Here is a 19,998-nt window from a genome sequence, read left to right on the forward strand (position 1 = left end):
CTAAATGTGTCTACTTTTATAAGTATAATGCACATGGAAATACTTGGGTAGAAAAAACATTTACAAAATATAGAGATATTGATAATGATGTCTATGATGAAGCAAGAAGATTTATTAGTAATATTTTCAAAAAAAATTAATACTACCTCAAAATAAACGTTAATAGTATCTATAGATTGATAATCTGTAAGCATTTAGTTTAGATAATAATATCAAAAAGCACTCTAACAATACTGCTAGAGTGCTTTTTGAATATCCAAATTTCTAATTTTATTTCACAAAAAATGTAGTCAAAAATGTAGTCATTTAGTTGATTTTCAATGCAATATACTGAAATTCAAAAAATCAATAATCGCATAAAATCAAGGTTTTAAGCGTCAACTGACGTGTAATGACCTATTATTTAACTTCTGTAAACACAACGTGCTTGCGAAGTTTTGGTGAGTATTTTTTCAATTGAAGACGGTCTGGAGTGTTACGTTTGTTTTTAGAAGTAAGGTACAAGCGTTCACCAGATGCTTTGTGTTCAAGTGTGATATTTACGCGCATGATAGCTCCCTTCTATTATTCTGCTGCTGCAGCTTTGGCGATTTTACGTCCTTTGTAGTATCCTTTGAGGGATACACGGTGAGAACGTGAGTAATCTCCAGTAGTTTCGTCAAAATGTACAGATGGAGCTGTAATTTTGTAGTGAGTGCGGCGTTTGTTTTTCTTCGCTTTTGAAGTGCGACGTGCAGGTACTGCCATTTTCTTTATTCTCCTTTTAATATAAGTTCGATTCAATCTCTTTGATTTTCATCAACTGTAATAGTATATCAAAAAAATTTTGTAAAGTAAAGTTACTTGACAGATTTTCTTTTATTTTTTGGAAAATGGCAGAGCATGATAGCTTTTTAGAGAAAATATACCGAAACAGTCCTCAAAATCTGTTACTTGTGGTAAAATAATTATATTATATGAATGAAGAGGAAAGCTATGAAATTACAAAAACCGAAAGGGACTCAGGATATTCTTCCTCAAGAGTCTGTTAAATGGCAATATGTAGAAGAATTTGCTCGAAAAACATTTAAAAAATATCATTACGCAGAAATTCGTACCCCACTATTTGAGCATTATGAAGTGATTAGTCGTTCTGTTGGAGATACGACTGACATTGTAACCAAAGAAATGTATGATTTTTATGACAAAGGCGACCGTCATATCACATTACGCCCAGAAGGAACAGCACCAGTTGTGCGTTCTTATGTGGAAAATAAACTCTTTGCCCCAGAAGTCCAAAAGCCGGTGAAACTTTATTATATGGGTTCTATGTTTCGTTATGAGCGTCCGCAGGCAGGGCGTTTGCGTGAGTTTCATCAGATTGGTGTAGAGTGTTTTGGCTCCAATAATCCTGCGACTGATGTAGAGACGATTGCCATGGCAGCTCAATTTTTCAATGAAATTGGTATTCAAGGTGTAACGTTGCAGTTGAATAGTTTGGGGAATGCGGAGAGTCGCGCCGCTTATCGTCAAGCATTGATTGATTATTTGACGCCGTTGAAAGACAGTCTTTCTAAAGATAGTCAGCGTCGTCTGGAAGAAAATCCTCTCCGTGTGCTAGACAGTAAGGAAAAAGAAGATAAACTCGCTGTTGAAAATGCACCCTCTATCCTGGATTATCTAGATGAGGAAAGCCAAACTCATTTTCAAGCTGTGCGTTCGATGTTGGAAGCACTGGGAATTCCTTATGTTATCAATACCAATATGGTCCGCGGATTGGATTATTACAATCACACGATTTTTGAATTTACTGCAGATGTAGCCGGTAATGAACTGACTATTTGTGCAGGCGGTCGTTATGATAGCCTTGTTGCTTATTTTGGTGGACCAGAGACGGCTGGATTTGGCTTTGGGATGGGCGTAGAACGTCTGCTCCTCGTTCTGGAAAAGCAAGGTGTAGTCTTGCCGCTAGAGGATAGTTTGGACGTTTATATTGCGGTTCTGGGAGACGGTGCTAATAACAAAGCTTTGAAAATTGTACAAGCGCTTCGCAAGCAAGGCTTTACAGCTGAACGTGATTATTTAAATCGTAAGTTAAAAGCGCAATTCAAGTCAGCAGACGCTTTTTCTGCTAAAGTGTTGATAACTCTTGGCGAAAGTGAAATTGAAAGCAATCAAGTTACCATCAAAAACAATCAAACTCGTGAAGAATTGACAGTCAGTTTAAATCAGATTCAAAAAGATTTTCAAACAATTTTTGAACAACTGGGGTTTTAATTTAAAAAGGGAGAAAGCCAGTCGAATGGCTTTTTTCTCTCATAACATAGTAGAATGTTGAAGTAGAAGTGGAGAGAACAATGAAAAAAATAATCATTCCGTCTGTAATTCAGTTTCTAATTGTTTTTTTGATTATAGGAGGAATTGCCTATTTTGTAAGAGGGGATTTCTTTTTTCGGTTTTTAGCACCGATTTTTGGCTTGGCAGCAGGGCTATTGCGCTTAGCATCAAGTTATGTGGTCAAGGTTTTGCATCCTGAATTATATGACAAAGAAGGTAAGAGGTGAGTCGTCATCTTCTTTTGTAAAAATATTACGTTAAGATGTGAAGATTTTGAAAAGCATGTCTTCTTTTTCATCGCTTTTGTGGTAAAATAGTAAAAGAATTAAAAGTTTGGAGAATAAAAATGAAACGTTCAATGTATGCCGGGCGTGTTCGTAGTGAGCATGTTGGTCAAAAAATCACTTTGAAAGGTTGGGTGTCCCGTCGTCGTGACTTGGGAGGACTGATTTTCATTGATTTGCGTGACCGTGAAGGCATAATGCAGCTAGTTATCAATCCTGAAAATGTAGCCAAAGAAGTCATGGAAACCGCTGAAAGTTTGCGAAGCGAATATGTGATCGAAGTGACTGGAAAAGTAGAATCCCGTACGCAAGCGAATGATAAATTGGCAACGGGAGCTGTTGAATTACACGTGGAGCATTTGACAGTTCTCAATACGGCCAAAACGACTCCATTTGAAATCAAAGACGGTATTGAAGCGAATGATGATACCCGTCTCCGTTACCGTTATTTAGACCTTCGTCGTCCTGAAATGTTGGCAAATTTGAAATTACGAGCTAAAGTAACACATTCAATTCGTAATTACTTAGATGAGCTTGAATTTATTGATGTGGAAACGCCGTTTCTTACTAAGTCAACTCCAGAAGGGGCGCGTGATTATTTGGTACCAAGTCGAGTGAACCAAGGTCATTTCTATGCTCTGCCACAAAGTCCTCAAATTACCAAGCAACTGTTGATGAATGCTGGATTTGATCGGTATTATCAAATTGTAAAATGCTTTCGTGATGAGGATTTACGTGGAGACCGTCAACCAGAGTTTACACAGGTTGACTTAGAAACTTCTTTCCTATCTGATCAAGAAATCCAGGATATTACAGAAGGCTTGATTGCTCGAGTGATGAAAGAAACGAAGGGGATTGAGGTTACACTGCCATTCCCACGAATGAAATATGATGATGCAATGGCTCTGTATGGAAGTGATAAGCCAGATACACGTTTTGAGATGCTATTGCAAGACTTGACAGAACTTGTCAAGGGAATTGACTTTAAAGTTTTCTCAGAAGCACCAGCCGTTAAAGCTATTGTTGTGAAAAATGCAGCTGACAGCTATTCGCGAAAAGATATAGATAAGTTGACAGAGCAAGCAAAACAGTATGGAGCAAAAGGACTTGCTTGGGTGAAAGTGACATCAGGTGAATTAAATGGCCCAGTTGCTAAGTTTCTGAAAGACTTGACAAGTGACTTGACAGATGCTTTACAGCTTGAAGACAATGATTTGGTTCTTTTTGTAGCGGATACACTGGAAGTTGCCAATGCAGCCTTGGGTGCTTTGCGTATACGTTTTGCAAAAGAGTTGGGCTTGATTGATGAATCGAAATTTAATTACCTTTGGGTTGTGGATTGGCCAATGTTTGAATGGTCGGAAGAAGAAGGTCGCTATATGAGTGCGCACCATCCATTCACTCTTCCACAAGCAGACACAGCTCATGAATTAGAAGGTGATTTGAGCAAGGTTCGTGCTATTGCTTATGATATTGTCTTGAATGGTTATGAATTGGGTGGTGGAAGTCTTCGTATTAACCACAAAGATTTGCAAGAACGAATGTTTAAAGCCCTTGGTTTTTCTGAAGAAGAAGCTACTGATCAATTTGGTTTCTTGCTAGAAGCAATGGATTATGGTTTTCCACCGCATGGTGGACTGGCAATTGGGCTAGATCGTTTTGTCATGTTGCTGGCTGGTGAGGAAAATATCCGCGAAGTGATTGCTTTCCCTAAAAACAACAAAGCAAGTGATCCAATGACTCAGGCACCAAGCATAGTTGACGCTAAACAACTTGAAGAATTAAGTTTACAAGTAGAAACTCATGAAGAAAAGTAAGATTTACAAACGATTGCGTTATTATTTGCGCCGTCTAGCCTATGATTTTAAGTTGATACGAGTTCTTAAGAGTATTTCTCGTGAGAAGTACGATGAAAAGATTTCTGCTTCGCTCATTTATGGTTTTCTATCTGCGGTTGCAGTAAATCTTTTCTTTCAACCGGGGCATGTTTATTCAAGCGGTGCGACTGGATTAGCACAAATTTTAGCTGCTTTAAGTACGCGTTTTCTAGGATTTACTATTCCGGTTTCTGTGACTTTCTACCTCATCAATATCCCGCTGATGATTTTGGCTTGGTATCAAATTGGGCACAAATTTACGGTATTTACTTTTATAACCGTTTCCATGAGCTCGCTGTTTATCCAGTTTGTTCCTGAAGTGACCTTAACAAATGACCCGATTATCAATGCCTTGTTTGGTGGGGTCATCATGGGAATAGGAATCGGCTTTGCTTTGCGTTCCAATATTTCTAGTGGTGGGACGGATATTGTCAGCTTGACGATTCGGAAGAAAACCGGCAGAAATGTGGGAAATATTTCCTTTATGGTCAATGGCATGATTATGATTATTGCCGGTGTGACTTTCGGCTGGAAATATGCACTATATTCGATGATTACGATTTTTGTGTCAAGCCGTGTGACAGATGCAGTCTTTACTAAGCAAAAGAAGATGCAGGCGATGATTATTACCAGTCATCCCGAAGAAGTTATTGATAAAATTCATAACAAATTGCATCGTGGTGCAACGATTATCAATGGTGCAGAAGGTACCTATAATCATGAGAAAAAAGCAGTTTTGATTACAGTTATTACGCGTGCTGAATTTAATGAATTCAAGCATATCATGCGAAAAGTAGACCCGCATGCTTTTGTATCGGTAGCGGATAATGTTCACATTCTTGGACGTTTCGTAGAAGAATAAAACATCAGATTGGTTCGTTTAGCCAATCTGATTGTTTTTTTGTTATGAGATTTTAAATCTGTCTCGTGACTTTCGGTACGAAACAAATAAAATAGATGTTACGATTATTTAAGTACGAGAACTTGTTTTGCAGGGACAGTATAGGAATCTCTGTTAGTATTGAGAGGAACGTCAAGGCTGATCTCTGGGTAGTTGATAAAAATAGCTTGTTTATCCTGATTTGGATAGCTAAATGCTTCGTTTCCAAAGTTAATGAGGATTGTGATTTGATCTTCTTTTTCTTTAATTTTATATTCGACCACAGAATCACTTAGCCATTCGACAGAACAGTAATCTTTAATTTCTGTTCTTGTTTCCAAACTGAGGAGCAGATTTGCTTTTCTGAATTGGATCAACTGGCGAATAAAATCTACGTCTTTCTCATATTCAATTGAGCGTAGCCAATCAAGACGGTTGATGGCGTCTTGAGCATTATAAGTATTATCCATGAGGTTTTTACTACGGAAAAACTCTTGCCCGCTATGGAGGAATGGTACCCCTTGAGCTAACAAAGTAATATGCAAAGCGAGTCGTGCATCTGCTAACCGCTCATTTAGAGAGATATCTGGCTTTTTAATTGCAAAATAATCAAAAGCCGTTGCATCGTCATGGCATTCCACGTAGTTGATAGCTTGCTGGGGTGCGATAAAATGTGCTGTTTCCGTTAATCCAACATTAGCTGTCAATACATTTTCTATCGTATCTATTGGTTTGGAATCTTGGATTTGACTGCCTTCTAAAATCGTTTCTTTGATTGTATTGCGGAAGTGGTCGCTGAAAAAACCATAGCTTGGTAACTGAGCGGCGTTGAATTGATGTGCAAGTCGATTGCTATCGAGTCCCGTATTCATACGCCACCCTTCTCCATACAAATAAACATTTGGATAAAGCGACTTCAATTCCTCTGCAATCTGCTTCATGGTTTCTATATCTAGAATGCCCATGAGGTCAAAGCGGAATCCGTCAAATCCATAGATTGTCAACCACTGTTTGAGGGAATGCTTAATATAGCTACGAACCATTGCTCGTTCACTGGCTACATCGTTTCCACAAAACGTACCATTTGTCAAATTTCCGTTGTGATTGTAGCGGAAGAAATAGCCTGGGACGATTTTTTCAAAAGCATAGGTTTTGGGATTGTAGACATGATTGTAAACGACGTCCATGATAACACTGATGTCAGCTTGATGATAAGCAGCGATTGCTTCTTGCAATTCAACGATTCTTGTATAAGGATCATGTGGATTTGTTGCAAAGCTGCCGTCAGGAAGATTGTATTGCATAGGGTCGTAGCCCCAGTTATACACGAGTTCTGGATGGTTTTCATCAACACTGCCAAAATCATACACTGGCATGAGTTGGATATGAGTAATGCCCAGTTGTTTGACATAATCCATTCCCAAAGTGTGTTCTTGCAAATCAGGAGACTCTGTTAGGGACTTGAATTTCCCAGGGTAAGAAAACTCAGCTTCTTTTTGCATGGAAAAATCTCGCACACTCATCTCGTAGATAACAGCTTTTGTTATTGGAATTTGTGTTGCTGCTCGGTGAATTGGGCGAGTAATTTTCTCTGGATTGACAACATAACTAACACCAGAATTGCTTTCAGAAGATAGGGCATAAGGGTCGTGGACTTCCACCCAATGACCATTCACTTTGTGTAGATAGTAATAAGCAGCCCCATCAAAATCTCCAGAGACCTCTGTTTGCCAAACGCCCTTTTCACCAAGTGTCATCGGATAAACTTGATTTTGTAAATGGAGCAAAACTTGCTCGGAAATAGGAGCCCAGAGTTTAAAAGTCGTTACTTTAGGAGTGTAATGAGCTCCTAAGTCATCGCCATCATAAGCAAAGGTCTGGTCAAAAATCGGTTTTCTCACAATATGGCGAAATTGCAAAAAGGTTTTATTGCGATCTTGGTCGTAAATCCAATAATGACTGGTTAAATCTAACGGCTCAAGAGGAGCAAGACTGTATTGCACGAAGTCATCTTGTTCTTCCAGAGTTCTTATCTGTAAGGTTTGTGTGCTATCAACCGTTTCGATTGTAAATTGTAATTGTTCAGTATAAAATTGTTTTTCTAACTCGATCGTGATGAGACTTTGGTCATCTAAGTAGGCTTGGAATGTTCGGAAAGCCATAAACTTCCTTTCTTTATCGTTCGATAATGCGATGTGGAATCAATTGGCGATAGCAAATTTGTCGATTTTCTTTGGTATCATTGATAATTTGTAGAATAGTCTTGAACGAAACCCGCCCTAGCTCTAATGTGTTAATATCTACATAAGCTATTAAATCAAGTTTGGGTTTAATAGAGTCAAAGGCTAGAGTGGGAACAGATAATTGATTTTCATTTAAATAATTACAAACTCCCTCTGCCAGCATACTGTCTGTTGTGATAATAGCATCAATTTTTGTATCATGACTGAGAAGGCGCTTGGTAAATTGATATCCTTTATCTTCCAAAAATTCATTTGCAAAGGCTGTATTTTGAGGGTCAAGCTCTAAATGGTAATCTTCTAGCGCTTTTTGGTATCCTTTATAGCGGTCTTGCGTTACAAATAGTCTTTTGCTACCACCGATAAAAGCAATATTTCGGCAGCCTTTTTTGATGAAATATTCTGTTGCATCATATCCCGCTTGGATATTGTCATTATCCACCAAAGGAATAAAGGGAGAAAGAGATTTTCCCAAAATTAAGAAAGGAAATTGTTCTTCACTGACCATTTTCACTAGTGGATCATTTTCTTGAGAGTAAAGAAAGATGAGTCCGTCTACTCGTTTGCCAAGAACCATTTGGGAAATAGCTTCCATGCGTTCCTTTTCATTTTTTCCAGTCGCAATTTGAATAGCATAGTGATGCTCGGAAGCCACCTGAGCAATCCCGCGAAAGACTGAAGGGAAAAATGGGTTTTGATAGAAAGCATCGGAATCATCAGGTAAAACAACACCAATGACTTGTGTGTAACTGCTAACAAGACTACGTGCATTGAGATTAGGGTGATAATTCAGCTCTTTCATAGCCTTGCGGACTCTTTTTTTCGTTTCATCGCTAATGCTGGATTTGTTTTGAATCACACGGGTAACGGTGGAAGGAGAAACTCCTGCTAACTTAGCAACTTCTTTGATAGTAACTCGCATAAAAACCTCCTACTTTTTCATTTTTTCATCACGGAAATGTGTCCGATAGAAAATAATGACGAGATAAAGAACAAACAGAATGTTTTGAATGGTAATCATAGTGGTCATGGCTTGACCGAACAATAACCCTGCCGCGACAGCAATCAATGTTGGCAAACCTAAACAATTCAAAGCAAAATGATAGCATTCTTTGACGGTTTTAAAAGAAAAAAGACGAGATTTTTTCGTTAAGTAAAGGAAAAAAGTGGCACCTAGAAGGACAATAAAGAAGTTTAATGCCAATAGAAATCCTGAAATCAGAATCAAAAATAGACTGACGGTAACACGATTTTGTTGAAACCAATCTTGTGAAATGGCGGCACTGAGCGACTTTTTATTTTTTAGAGCAGCTTGATTGATATGCTGATATTGAATGTTTGCCAGTTTTTTTCCTTTTTTGCTGATAATCAGTTGTTTGGATCCAAAAGCAAGTGTTAGTTTTTCTCCTAAGGTAGACTGTTCTTTCCCCAGAAGGACAGTTCCTGCTTTGTTATTGTGAGTTGATTGCTGACCAGCATAGCTGAATTGATGATTTTCTATTTTAGCATTCTCTGTGATATCGTCCATTACTTCCTTTGTAACAGGGTCAAAAACACCATCTACAAAAGTAGTGAGTGGATAAGTCTTGAGAGACGCGTTTTGCACAGCAACTGGTATCATGGATAAGGAAATTAAAAAGATGCTTGTAAAAATCAATTGAAACCAGGTCAGTAATTTTCGGTTGGCAAAAGGTTTTTTAAAACCGTAAATACTAGAAAAATAATTAAATGGATAAGGTAGCATAAGACACTCTTTCTAAAAATTTATAATCAGGTAATGGCTAATAAAGCAAAGTTTATTAGCTATCATACAATTATAAATAAAAGAGGGTGGGACAAGATTATCCCTTGTCGCCACCACTTGTTAAACCAGATACAAAGTTCTTTTGTAGGAAGAAGAATAAGATACAGATTGGCAAAGCAATCAAGATAGCACCTGCTGAGAAGTAAGCAATCTTCAAATTCTTCACATCACTAACAAAGGTTTGTAAACCAACAGCAACTGTATAGAATTCTTTTTCACGAAGTAAGAAACTAGATAAGATGTAGTCTCCGAATGGTCCCATGAAAGCCCAGAGAGCTTGTACAGCAATCATTGGACGAACGAGTGGCAGTACAATTTGCCAGAAGCGTCTGAAGTGACCAGCACCGTCCAATTTAGCGGACTCATCAAGCGAGATAGGCACAGTATCAAAGTACCCTTTCATGAGCCAAGCGTTCATTGGGATACCACCGCCGACATAAAGGAAGATGAGGAACCAACTGTGGTTGAGCGCATTTAACATCAAAGCCATAACGAAGAAAGCGGTCAGGGCAGCCATTGTTGGCACCATTTGAATGATTAAGAAGAAGACCAGACTTTGTTTTCTAGCTAGGAAATTATAACGACTATAAGCGTAACCAGCTAGTACAACTATACTTGTTTGGATAATCATTGTCAAGATAGCAATGATTAAAGTGTTAAAGTACCAAGTCCCATAAAGAGTTTCAGTAAAAAGATTGCTAAAGTTTTCTAGGCTAAAATTAATATCTGTATCTAGCTTAAACGCAAGGACATTCCCTGTCTTGAAAGCAGACATAATCGTAATCAAGAGAGGATAGATAATGATAATAGATAAAGCCACTAGATAGAAATAAGTTAAAAAGTGGTTTAAACGGCGTTTAAATTTAATAGAATTATTCATCTTACACATCCTCCATATCAAATGCATGTAGTTTCTTGAACGCAATCATGGAGATTGAAATCACAATAAGAGAAATGATAAGTGTTACCGCAGCAGCCATTGAGTATTGAGGAGCTGCACCTGTCGTTAAACGATAAATCCATGAAATGAGGATGTCAGTCGAACCTGCACCACCACCAACTGTACCAGGACCGCCATCATTAAAGAGGTACATGATAGAGAAGTTGTTGAAGTTGAAAGTATACTGACTGATGAGTGTAGGAGCAGCAACTGCTAAAATCATTGGGAAGGTGATATTGCGGAATTTTTGCCATGCATTTGCACCATCAATGTAAGCTGCTTCGTAAAGATCGTTTGGAATGGATTGCAAGATACCAAGTGTCAATACATAAATGTAAGGGAAACCAAGCCAACCTTGCATCATAATTAGAGCAATTTTAGTCCAGGTCGGATCTGTTTTCCAAGGAATCAGATGTCCATTTAAGAATGGCAATACTTTACCAAGAAGCGGAATAACTTGGGTATTAATCGCACCGATACTATCGTTGAACATGTTACTGAAAGTTAAGATAGTGATGAATGCTGGGACAGCCCAAGGCAGTAGGAAGATAACGCCGAAAATGCGTTTTCCTTTAATAAATGGTTGGTTTGCAATAATAGCGGTAAAAATACCAATAACGATTTGGACAGTTGAGGCAGCCAGTGCCCAGATAATAGTCCAACCAAGAACGGCTCCAAAAGCAGAACGGAAAGTGCTAAGTCGCCAAATATTAGTGAAGTTTGTCACGCCAACCCAATCCAAGAGCTTGGTTGGAGGCAAATGTTGGAAATCATAATTTGTAAAGGCGATTAAAAGAGTGACCAATACAGGGAAAATGATAGCAAAAGTCATTGCAATATATGAAGGAATAATCAATAGGTAAGGAAAACCATTAGCGTAAATTCCTTTTAACATATCTTTGAAAGTCGTAGGAACTGGATAATCATTATTCCAACGTTTCGCAATAGTATAAGCATCTTTTAGATTGAGAGCATAAAAGATGAAATAAACAATGACAAGAATAAAGTGGAATGCACCACGAATCAACATGAAAAGAGAGTTATCGCGTCCAGGCACCTCACCGAGAGTAATTAAGTTTCCTAACTCAGGAGCAGCAATGGCGAAAAAGTAAATCAAAAATAAAATGGTAACTCCTAAAAAGATAGCCCCTTTTGCTTTTTGTTTATTATAAATTTGCCCAAGTCCTGGGATGAGGGAGAGCAGCAATGCTTTACGTGGCTGTTGTTGTGTAGTCATCAGAGCCTCCTTTGTCTAAAATATAGAACTCGACTGGTGCTGCCAATCGAGTTCTATCCTACCTCAATCTGTTTTATTTTTTACCAAATTTTTGATTGATAGTATCTTTAATCAATTTAACGGCATCATTTGCAGCAGTTTTAGCATCTTTTTTACCACTTACAGCATCAAAGAGCATACTTGCTGCTGGATCCCATACAGTACTCATTTCAGAGATATTTGGCATAGGTTGAGCAGATTGGAACTGTTTAACAACAGCTGAAGTCAATTCATCATTTTTACCTTCAGCATATTTACGAGCTTCTGTATTAGCAGGTACTTCGTTTGTAGCATCATAGAAAGCTTTTTGTTGATCTGTTGATGTCAAGAAGTTGACAAATTTTTGAGCTGTTTTGGCATTTTTAGATCCTGCAGGGATGACCCAAGCTTTACCACCACCAAAGGTTTGATAGTTTTTACCATTTGGAAGTGTAGGAATAGTGGCAACACCATAGTTCACTTTAGCTTCTTTAAATGATGCAGCTTTCCAAGGGCCTTCAATGATAGCAGCTGTTTTACCTGATTGGAATTGAGTTTGAATTAAGTTTGCGGCACCTTTAGTATCTTGCATTCCTTTTGGCCATTTTTCGTACCAAGATTTAGCGTATTCAATACCTTTAATAGAACCGTCATTTGCAAGACCGATGTCTTTAGGATCGGTACCGTTCTTACCAAATACGTAACCACCGTTACCAGCTAACAGACCGTAAGCATAATAGAAGTTTGTCCAGTCCGCGAGGAAAGCAGTTGTTTTGCCATTTTCGTTAGCAAAAGCATATTTGCTGTCTTTTGCCAGTTCTTCTAATTCAGCAAATGTAGTTGGAGCTTTAGAAACAAGGTCTTTATTGTAGTACATTACTAATGTTTCGATAACAGCAGGTGCGCCATAAGTCTTACCTTTTGTAGTTACGAGTGCTTTTGTTGTGTCATCAGTCATTGAACCTTTGTCAAGTTTCACTTCTGAAAGTTGGCCGTCCGAACCGAGACTACCTACGCGATCATATGGAGACATCATAACGTCTGGAGCTTTGCCAGATTGGTTGTCAAGTGAAAGATTTTCAAGACCTTTAAGTTGGTCGCCAGTTTTAATAGTAACTTTTGTTCCACTTTCTTTTTCAAAAGCAGCAGCAGCTTTCTTCATGTAGCCTTCGTATTGTTTTTCTACGTAAACAGTGAGGTTTTTACCATCACCAGAAGAAGCTGATTTATTATTTTTGTTACCGCAAGCTACTAGTAACAAACTAGCTAATCCTACAGTTCCAAGAACTGCAACACTTTTCAACATTTTATGTTTCATGATTTATTCCTCCTAAAGAATAAAATAATAAGATAACAATTTAAAATAGTTTACGCAAACGTTTTCTTAAACTATACTTAAGTATACCACAAATAGAAAACGGTTGCAACACTTTTTTAAAAAATCTTGAAAATTTTTTATTTTCCACTCCAAAAATCTTGATAAAATATAGAAGAAAATGATTCAATTGTCCGAAATATTTTAAAAATTTACAAAAAAACTAGAAAAATGGTTGCACACATGTCGGAATTAAGTTATAATCAAATCAACGCAAACGTTTTCGTTAAATGAATGCAAAATTTAACAGAAAAATTTATTGAGGTGATAAGATGAAAGAGCGTCAAAGTGGTGTTCTCATGCATATTTCTTCTCTTCCAGGGAAATACGGAATCGGCTCATTTGGAAAAAGTGCTTACGATTTTGTGGATTTTTTGGTAAGAACAAAGCAACGTTACTGGCAAATTTTGCCTTTAGGCACGACCAGTTATGGAGATTCTCCTTACCAATCATTCTCTGCATTTGCGGGAAATACACATTTTATTGATTTTGATCGACTGGTTGAAGAAGGACTGCTTGTAAAAAGTGATCTTGAAGGATTAGACTTTGGTCAAGATCCAAGAAAAGTAGATTATGCGAAAGTGTTTAACAATCGCAGGCCTGTTTTGGAAAAAGCTGTGAAACGTTTCTTAGAACGTGGAGACTTAGCAGCCTATGAAAAATTTGTAGCAGATAATGCGTCTTGGCTTGAAGTATTTGTTGAATACATGGCGATTAAAGAGCATTTCGACTTGAAAGCTTGGACTGAATGGCCAGATGCAGCGGTACGTCATCGTGAAGCGTCTAGCTTGGCAACTTATCGCGAAAAGCTAGCTGATCGATTGACCTATCATCGTGTTACGCAATATCTCTTCTTCAAACAATGGTTAGAATTGAAAAATTATGCTAACGAACATCATATTGAAATCGTTGGCGATATGCCAATCTATGTGGCAGCTGATAGCTGTGATGTTTGGGCGCAACCGCATTTCTTTAAAACAGATGAATTAGGACAGCCTACATGTGTAGCAGGATGTCCGCCAGATGAATTCTCTGCGACCGGTCAACTTTGGGGAAACCCAATTTATGACTGGAAGGCAATGGATGAAGATGGGTATAGCTGGTGGATTGAACGCTTACGTGAGAGTTTCAAAATCTACGATGTGGTTCGTATCGATCATTTTCGTGGTTTTGAATCTTATTGGGAAATCCCTGCTGGATCCGATACAGCCGCTCCTGGTAAATGGGTGAAAGGTCCTGATTATGCTTTGTTTAAAGCTGTGAAGGAAGAATTGGGTGAACTAAACATCATCGCCGAGGACTTAGGCTTTATGACCGACGAAGTGATTGCTTTGCGGGAAAAAACAGGCTTCCCTGGTATGAAAGTCACTCAATTCGCCTTTAATCCAGAGTCTGAAAGTATTGATAGTCCACATCTTGCGCCTAACAATTCTGTCATGTACACAGGTACGCATGATAATAACACGGTACTTGGTTGGTATCGCGATGAAATTGATGATGCCACACGTGAATATATGGCTCAATATACTAATCGTAAAGAATATGAAACAGTTCCTCATGCAATGTTACGAACTATCTTTGCTTCTGTCAGCTTTATGGCAATTGCAACCATGCAAGATTTATTAGAGTTAGACAGTTCAGCTCGTATGAACTATCCATCAACTATCGGTGGCAATTGGTCATGGCGTATGACAGCAGATGAATTGGACCCCGTGATTGAAGCAGAGTTATACAGCTTGACGAAAACATATCGTCGTTTAAATAAAAAATTATTAAAGAAAGAGAATGAATTGTAACGCTCTTTTCTAGGTAGGAGAAAAAATGTCAAATTTACAAGAATTTATCCAACAAACTTATCAAAAAGAAATTGCTGAATGCAGCAATGAAGAATTGTATATTGCCCTTTTAAACTATACAAAATTGGCTAGTGCACAAAAGCCAGTTAATACTGGTAAAAAGAAATTGTATTACATTTCAGCAGAATTTTTGATTGGAAAACTGTTGTCAAACAACCTCATCAACCTTGGCCTTTATGATGATGTCAAAAAAGAATTAGCAGACGCTGGTAAAGACTTGATTGAAGTGGAAGAAGTCGAATTAGAACCTTCACTTGGTAATGGTGGTTTAGGACGTCTGGCTGCTTGCTTCCTTGATTCAATTGCAACACTTGGTTTGAATGGAGACGGTGTAGGTCTGAACTACCACTTTGGTCTTTTCCAGCAAGTTTTGAAAAACAATGAGCAAACCACAGTGCCAAACTTCTGGCTAACAGAGCAAAATTGGTTGGTAAAATCAAGCCGTAGCTATCAAGTACCATTTGCTGATTTCACTTTAACATCAACACTTTACGATATTGATGTGCCTGGTTATAAAACAGCTACTAAAAACCGTCTTCGTCTGTTCGACCTTGACTCGGTTGATGCAAGTATCATTGAAGATGGGATTGACTTTGATAAGACAGATATTGCTCGTAATTTGACTCTATTCCTTTATCCAGATGATAGCAATAAGCAAGGTGAATTGCTCCGTATCTTCCAACAATACTTTATGGTGTCAAATGGTGCACAATTGATTATTGATGAAGCGATTGAAAAAGGTAGCAATCTTCATGACTTGGCTGACTATGCTGTTATCCAAATCAACGATACACACCCATCTATGGTCATTCCAGAGATGATTCGTCTTTTGACAGAACGTGGTATTTCTCTTGATGAAGCAATCAATATCGTTAAGAATATGACGGCTTATACAAACCATACCATTCTTGCTGAAGCGCTTGAAAAATGGCCGCTTGAATTCTTGGAAGAAGTTGTTCCACACTTGGTTCCAATTATCAAAGAATTGGATAAGCGCGTGAAGGCTGAATACGCAGATCCAGCTGTTCAAATTATTGATGAACATGATCGTGTACACATGGCTCACATGGACATTCACTATGGATATAGTGTCAATGGGGTTGCTGCTCTTCATACAGAAATTTTGAAAAACTCAGAACTCAAGGCCTTTTACGACATTTATCCAGAAAAATTCAACAATAAAACAAACGGAATCACCTTCCGTCGCTGGCTCATGCACGCAAATCCACGTTTGTCAAATTATATTGATAGCTTGATTGGTCGCGATTGGCACCATGATGCTTCAAAATTAGAAGACTTACTTGAATTTTCTGGTAAGGCTGATGTGAAAGCTGAACTTGAAAAAATCAAAGCTCACAACAAACGGAAATTAGCTCGTCACTTGAAAGAGCACCAAGGTGTTGAAATCAATCCTGAATCGATCTTTGATATCCAAATCAAACGCCTTCACGAGTACAAACGCCAACAAATGAATGCTCTTTATGTCATTCACAAATATTTGGATATCAAGGCTGGAAACATTCCTGCGCGTCCAATTACAGTCTTCTTTGGTGGGAAAGCTGCTCCAGCATACACGATTGCGCAAGATATTATTCATTTAATCCTTTGCTTGTCAGAAGTAATTGCTAACGACCCAGAAGTTTCTCCATACTTGCAAGTCGTCATGGTTGAAAACTACAATGTAACAGCAGCTAGCTTCTTAATTGCAGCCGGTGACATTTCTGAGCAAATCTCCCTTGCTTCTAAAGAAGCTTCAGGTACTGGTAACATGAAATTCATGCTAAATGGTGCTTTAACGCTTGGTACTTCAGACGGTGCAAATGTTGAAATTCATGAATTAGTCGGTGATGACAACATTTATATCTTCGGTGAAGATTCTGAAACAGTTATTGATTTGTATGCCAAAGAAGCTTATAAGTCAAGTGAATTCTATGCTCGTAAAGCAATCAAACCGCTGGTTGATTTCATTGTCAGTGATGCTGTTCTTGCAGTTGGTAAGAAAGAGCGCTTGGAACGACTTTACAATGAATTGATCAATAAAGACTGGTTCATGACGCTTCTTGACTTGGAAGATTATATCGAAACAAAAGAACGCATGTTTGCGGATTATGAAGACCGTGACGTCTGGCTTGAAAAAGTTCTTGTCAATATTGCAAAAGCAGGCTTCTTCTCTGCTGACCGTACGATTGCTCAATATAACGATGAAATTTGGCATTTGAACTAGTTCAATAGCGAATGGGCCCCTTGATTGATAGTTGAGGGGCTTTTGTTTGAAAAAAATAATTGACACTAGTGAAACTTTTGTTGCCATTTTTGACTGCTTACGTTATAATAAATAAAACTGAAAACTTTTTCACAACGAGGAGGATTATTGTGAAAAAACGACCAATTTATCTATATGTCTTGCTGACACTATCAGCCATTCTATCATCTTTTACATTTGTAGGTACCTTTTTTGGCAGTGAAAAAATAACGAATACAAGTTCTTATAAAGGATTGTCTGAAACGGTTGTGAAGCAAATCGTGGAAGTAACTGAAAGAAGTCTTGTCTTTCTTCATAATATTCCGCATAAAATATTAGTTATCCTTTCCATTCTACTGTTGATTACTGCCATTGTGTTTATCGTCAAGAAAAATATTCTATACGCTAATTTTGCCTATATTGCTTATGTGCTATTAGGAATTATTGGGACAATTTACAATTATATCGGTGGTATGCCACTCAACAATCTTTATAAAGATCAAACGATGCGTGCCACAGCAATCTCATCGACAAGAGTTTTGACCATTATTTATTTTGCATTTAATATTCTTTTCCTTGTTATTGTCTTTTTCAAGATGAAACGGCAGCAACAAGACTTAGCAAAAGAAGAATTACAATAGTTGACAAAACATATCTATCAGCTTAAAATTTTAAGAGAATGATAGATGTGTTTTATTTTTAGAAAGTGAGAAAATATGAAGATTTCCTTAGTTTATATTAGTTTAAGTGGCAACACAGCGAGTTTTATCAAACGTTTGTCTGCTTTTTTGCAAGAGCGACATGAAGATGCCGAGATTGAGCAGGTGGATATAAAAGATATGGTGAAAGAGGAGCGACCATTTTACGCCATGTCTCAGTTCTTTGTAGCCTTTTTACCAACCTACTTAGAAGGTGGAAATGGTTTGGATAATGGAGATGTAGAGATTCTTACCAATGATTTAGGTGACTTTATCGCTTTTGAAGAGAATTACAAGCGCTGTTTTGGCATTGTTGGTAGTGGTAATCGTAATTTTAACAACCAATATTGTTTAACAGCAAAGCAATATGCAGAGCGATTTGGCTTTCCAGTCTTGGACACATTTGAACTTCGTGGCTTGAATGAAGATGTCAAACGAATTGGTCTGAAAATTGAAGAATTATACGGAATGTAATAAAAAATCCTATCGTTGTAAATACCGATAGGATTTTTTGATAGGGTTAGAAAATTACATTTTTTCTGGAGCATCAACGCCGAGAAGACGAAGAGATTCTTTTAGAACAACAGCTGTTGCGTAGCTGAGAGCCAGACGGCTGTCACGTTCAGGGCTTTCGTCCAAGATACGAGTGTGTGCGTAGAATTTGTTAAATGCTTGTGCAAGACTGATCGCATATTTTGCAATGAGTGATGGGTCATAATTGTCAGCTGCACGTTTGACAACACGGGCAAAATCTTGTAGCAGTTTAATGATTTCCCAACTTTCAGCATCATCTAGGCTGTATGTTGCTTCAGCACTTGGCTTGAAGTCAGCCTTGCGAAGGATTGATTGGATACGTGCATAAGCGTATTGGATGTATGGACCTGTTTCTCCTTCAAAGGATACCATGGCTTCCAAATCAAAGTCGTAACCGTTGCGACGGTCTGTTTTTAAATCGTAGAATTTAACAGCTCCTACCCCGACAGCACGAGCAACAGCCTCTTTGTTTTCAAGGTCAGGATTTTTGGCTTCAATTTGTGACTGAGCACGATTGATAGCTTCTTGAAGGGTTGGCTCAAGAAGGATGATATTTCCTTTACGTGTAGACAATTTTTGGCGGTTCTTTGTGACCAATCCAAAGTCTACGTGAATCATATCATCGCTCCAGTCAAATCCCATCTTCTTCAAAACGGCTTTTAATTGTCTGAAGTGATTCGCTTGTTCTTGACCTACAGCATAAATGTTTTTAACGAAGTTGTAAGTGCGAGCACGGTACATAGCTGTCGCAATATCACGTGTAATGTAAAGTGTTGCTCCGTCAGATTTCTTAATCATAGCTGGTGGCAGATTAACATCATCAAGGTTGACAATGCTAGCTCCTTTAGACTCTTCCAACAATCCTTTTTCTTCAAGGATTTTGATACCTTCGTCCATCTTGTCATTATAGAAGGCTTCACCAGCTAGACTATCGAATTCAACGCCAAGCAATTTGTAGATACGGTTAAATTCTTTCAGACTTTCGTCGCGGAACCATTGCCACAATTCAGTAGCTTCAGGATCACCGTCTTCTAATTTTTTGAACCAGAGGCGACCTTCATCATCAAGCTCAGGATCTGTTTCGATTTCCGCATTGATACGAACGTACAGTTTCAGCAATTCATCAATTGGATTTGCTTCGACGGCTTCTTTGCTACCCCATTTTTTATAGGCCACCATTAAAAGACCGAATTGTTTTCCCCAGTCACCTAAGTGATTGATTTTAATGGTGTTGTAACCCAATTTACGGAAGATATTAGAAAGGGCATCACCGATAACAGTTGAGCGCAAATGACCAACTGAAAATGGTTTTGCAATGTTTGGACTGGAGAGGTCAATGGTGATATTTTCTCCATTTCCTTCATTTTGCTGCCCATAGTTATTTCCTTCTTTTACAATTTCTTTGATAACTTGAGCTGAAATTTTTGATTTATCAAGGAAGAAATTAACATAAGGACCAGTTGCCACTACTTTTTCAAAGTTTGTTGAGTCAATTTTTTCTGCAATATCTGCTGCAATCGCTTGAGGCGCTTTTCGTTCTACTTTCGCTAAAGAAAAGGCAGGAAAAGCGATATCACCTAAATCTGAGCTTTTGGGTTTTTCTAGTAAATTTAAAATAGCGTCTTGGTCTAAGCTGTCAATGACCTTAGCCAATTCACTTGCAATCAATTGTTTATTATCCATGGTTTCTCCTTTGG

Annotated in this window: 17 protein-coding genes; 8 read left to right on the top strand and 9 right to left on the bottom strand. The window is 38.1% G+C overall.

Features of this window, described 5'->3' with window-relative positions; all coding sequences use genetic code 11:
• Positions 1 to 399: 399 nt before the first annotated feature.
• Positions 400 to 549 (bottom strand): 50S ribosomal protein L33, encoded by a 150-nt coding sequence (gene rpmG, locus HMPREF2634_RS03660; protein ID WP_003026692.1) that lies wholly within the window; start codon positions 547 to 549, stop codon positions 400 to 402.
• Positions 550 to 564: 15 nt separating this feature from the next.
• Positions 565 to 747, bottom strand: coding sequence for a 50S ribosomal protein L32 (gene rpmF / locus HMPREF2634_RS03665; RefSeq protein ID WP_003026691.1), 183 nt, complete (start codon positions 745 to 747; stop codon positions 565 to 567).
• A 228-nt stretch (positions 748 to 975) separates the two neighbouring features.
• Between rpmF and hisS the strand changes: the two genes are divergently transcribed.
• From hisS to HMPREF2634_RS03685, 4 genes are all read left to right on the top strand, one after another.
• Positions 976 to 2,256, top strand: a complete 1,281-nt coding sequence (gene hisS / locus HMPREF2634_RS03670; RefSeq protein ID WP_021002211.1) for a histidine--tRNA ligase — start codon at positions 976 to 978, stop codon at positions 2,254 to 2,256.
• 80 nt (positions 2,257 to 2,336) lie between these two features.
• Positions 2,337 to 2,543 carry a hypothetical protein gene (locus HMPREF2634_RS03675; RefSeq protein ID WP_003026688.1) on the top strand — a complete coding sequence of 69 codons (207 nt, stop codon included), beginning with the start codon at positions 2,337 to 2,339 and terminating at the stop codon, positions 2,541 to 2,543.
• A gap of 119 nt (positions 2,544 to 2,662) precedes the next feature.
• Entirely contained in the window at positions 2,663 to 4,417 is a 1,755-nt protein-coding gene (gene aspS / locus HMPREF2634_RS03680; RefSeq protein WP_003026685.1) for an aspartate--tRNA ligase, read from the top strand.
• Complete coding sequence (locus HMPREF2634_RS03685) at positions 4,404 to 5,339, top strand: YitT family protein (protein WP_003026683.1); 936 nt, start codon at positions 4,404 to 4,406, stop codon at positions 5,337 to 5,339. The genes aspS and HMPREF2634_RS03685 overlap by 14 nt, the downstream gene beginning before the upstream one ends.
• 104 nt (positions 5,340 to 5,443) lie before the next feature.
• Here HMPREF2634_RS03685 and pulA read toward each other — a convergent pair whose 3' ends face one another.
• The 6 genes from pulA to HMPREF2634_RS03715 all read right to left on the bottom strand — a co-directional run bounded on the left by pulA (position 5,444) and on the right by HMPREF2634_RS03715 (position 12,914).
• On the bottom strand, positions 5,444 to 7,519 hold the full coding sequence (pulA, locus tag HMPREF2634_RS03690; RefSeq protein WP_003026681.1) for a type I pullulanase: 2,076 nt from the start codon (positions 7,517 to 7,519) through the stop codon (positions 5,444 to 5,446).
• 13 nt (positions 7,520 to 7,532) lie between these two features.
• Positions 7,533 to 8,519, bottom strand: coding sequence for a LacI family DNA-binding transcriptional regulator (locus HMPREF2634_RS03695; RefSeq protein ID WP_003032332.1), 987 nt, complete (start codon positions 8,517 to 8,519; stop codon positions 7,533 to 7,535).
• Positions 8,520 to 8,528: 9 nt separating this feature from the next.
• Positions 8,529 to 9,341: a maltodextrose utilization protein gene (locus HMPREF2634_RS03700; RefSeq protein ID WP_021002210.1), complete on the bottom strand. Its 813-nt coding sequence runs from the start codon at positions 9,339 to 9,341 to the stop codon at positions 8,529 to 8,531.
• Positions 9,342 to 9,438: 97 nt separating this feature from the next.
• Positions 9,439 to 10,281 (bottom strand): sugar ABC transporter permease, encoded by an 843-nt coding sequence (locus HMPREF2634_RS03705; RefSeq protein WP_021002209.1) that lies wholly within the window; start codon positions 10,279 to 10,281, stop codon positions 9,439 to 9,441.
• Between the two features lies 1 nt (position 10,282).
• Positions 10,283 to 11,578 carry a sugar ABC transporter permease gene (locus HMPREF2634_RS03710; protein ID WP_003026675.1) on the bottom strand — a complete coding sequence of 432 codons (1,296 nt, stop codon included), beginning with the start codon at positions 11,576 to 11,578 and terminating at the stop codon, positions 10,283 to 10,285.
• 73 nt (positions 11,579 to 11,651) lie between these two features.
• Positions 11,652 to 12,914, bottom strand: coding sequence for an extracellular solute-binding protein (locus tag HMPREF2634_RS03715; protein WP_003026670.1), 1,263 nt, complete (start codon positions 12,912 to 12,914; stop codon positions 11,652 to 11,654).
• Between the two features lie 329 nt (positions 12,915 to 13,243).
• Between HMPREF2634_RS03715 and malQ the strand changes: the two genes are divergently transcribed.
• The 4 genes from malQ to nrdI all read left to right on the top strand — a co-directional run bounded on the left by malQ (position 13,244) and on the right by nrdI (position 18,241).
• Positions 13,244 to 14,767: a 4-alpha-glucanotransferase gene (gene malQ, locus HMPREF2634_RS03720; protein WP_003026668.1), complete on the top strand. Its 1,524-nt coding sequence runs from the start codon at positions 13,244 to 13,246 to the stop codon at positions 14,765 to 14,767.
• Between the two features lie 25 nt (positions 14,768 to 14,792).
• Positions 14,793 to 17,051 carry a glycogen/starch/alpha-glucan family phosphorylase gene (glgP, locus tag HMPREF2634_RS03725; RefSeq protein ID WP_049508821.1) on the top strand — a complete coding sequence of 753 codons (2,259 nt, stop codon included), beginning with the start codon at positions 14,793 to 14,795 and terminating at the stop codon, positions 17,049 to 17,051.
• 149 nt (positions 17,052 to 17,200) lie between these two features.
• On the top strand, positions 17,201 to 17,710 hold the full coding sequence (locus HMPREF2634_RS03730) for an ABC transporter permease (protein ID WP_003026664.1): 510 nt from the start codon (positions 17,201 to 17,203) through the stop codon (positions 17,708 to 17,710).
• Positions 17,711 to 17,785: 75 nt separating this feature from the next.
• The gene (gene nrdI / locus HMPREF2634_RS03735) at positions 17,786 to 18,241 is read left to right on the top strand and encodes a class Ib ribonucleoside-diphosphate reductase assembly flavoprotein NrdI (protein ID WP_021002207.1); all 456 of its coding nucleotides are present in this window, start codon (positions 17,786 to 17,788) and stop codon (positions 18,239 to 18,241) included.
• Between the two features lie 54 nt (positions 18,242 to 18,295).
• On the opposite strand, the gene argS is transcribed toward nrdI, so the two are convergent.
• Positions 18,296 to 19,984, bottom strand: coding sequence for an arginine--tRNA ligase (gene argS, locus HMPREF2634_RS03740; protein WP_021002206.1), 1,689 nt, complete (start codon positions 19,982 to 19,984; stop codon positions 18,296 to 18,298).
• Positions 19,985 to 19,998: the final 14 nt, after the last annotated feature.

The sequence above is a fragment of the Streptococcus sp. HMSC034B03 genome (genome assembly GCF_001838575.1).
Taxonomy (GTDB): domain Bacteria; phylum Bacillota; class Bacilli; order Lactobacillales; family Streptococcaceae; genus Streptococcus; species Streptococcus anginosus.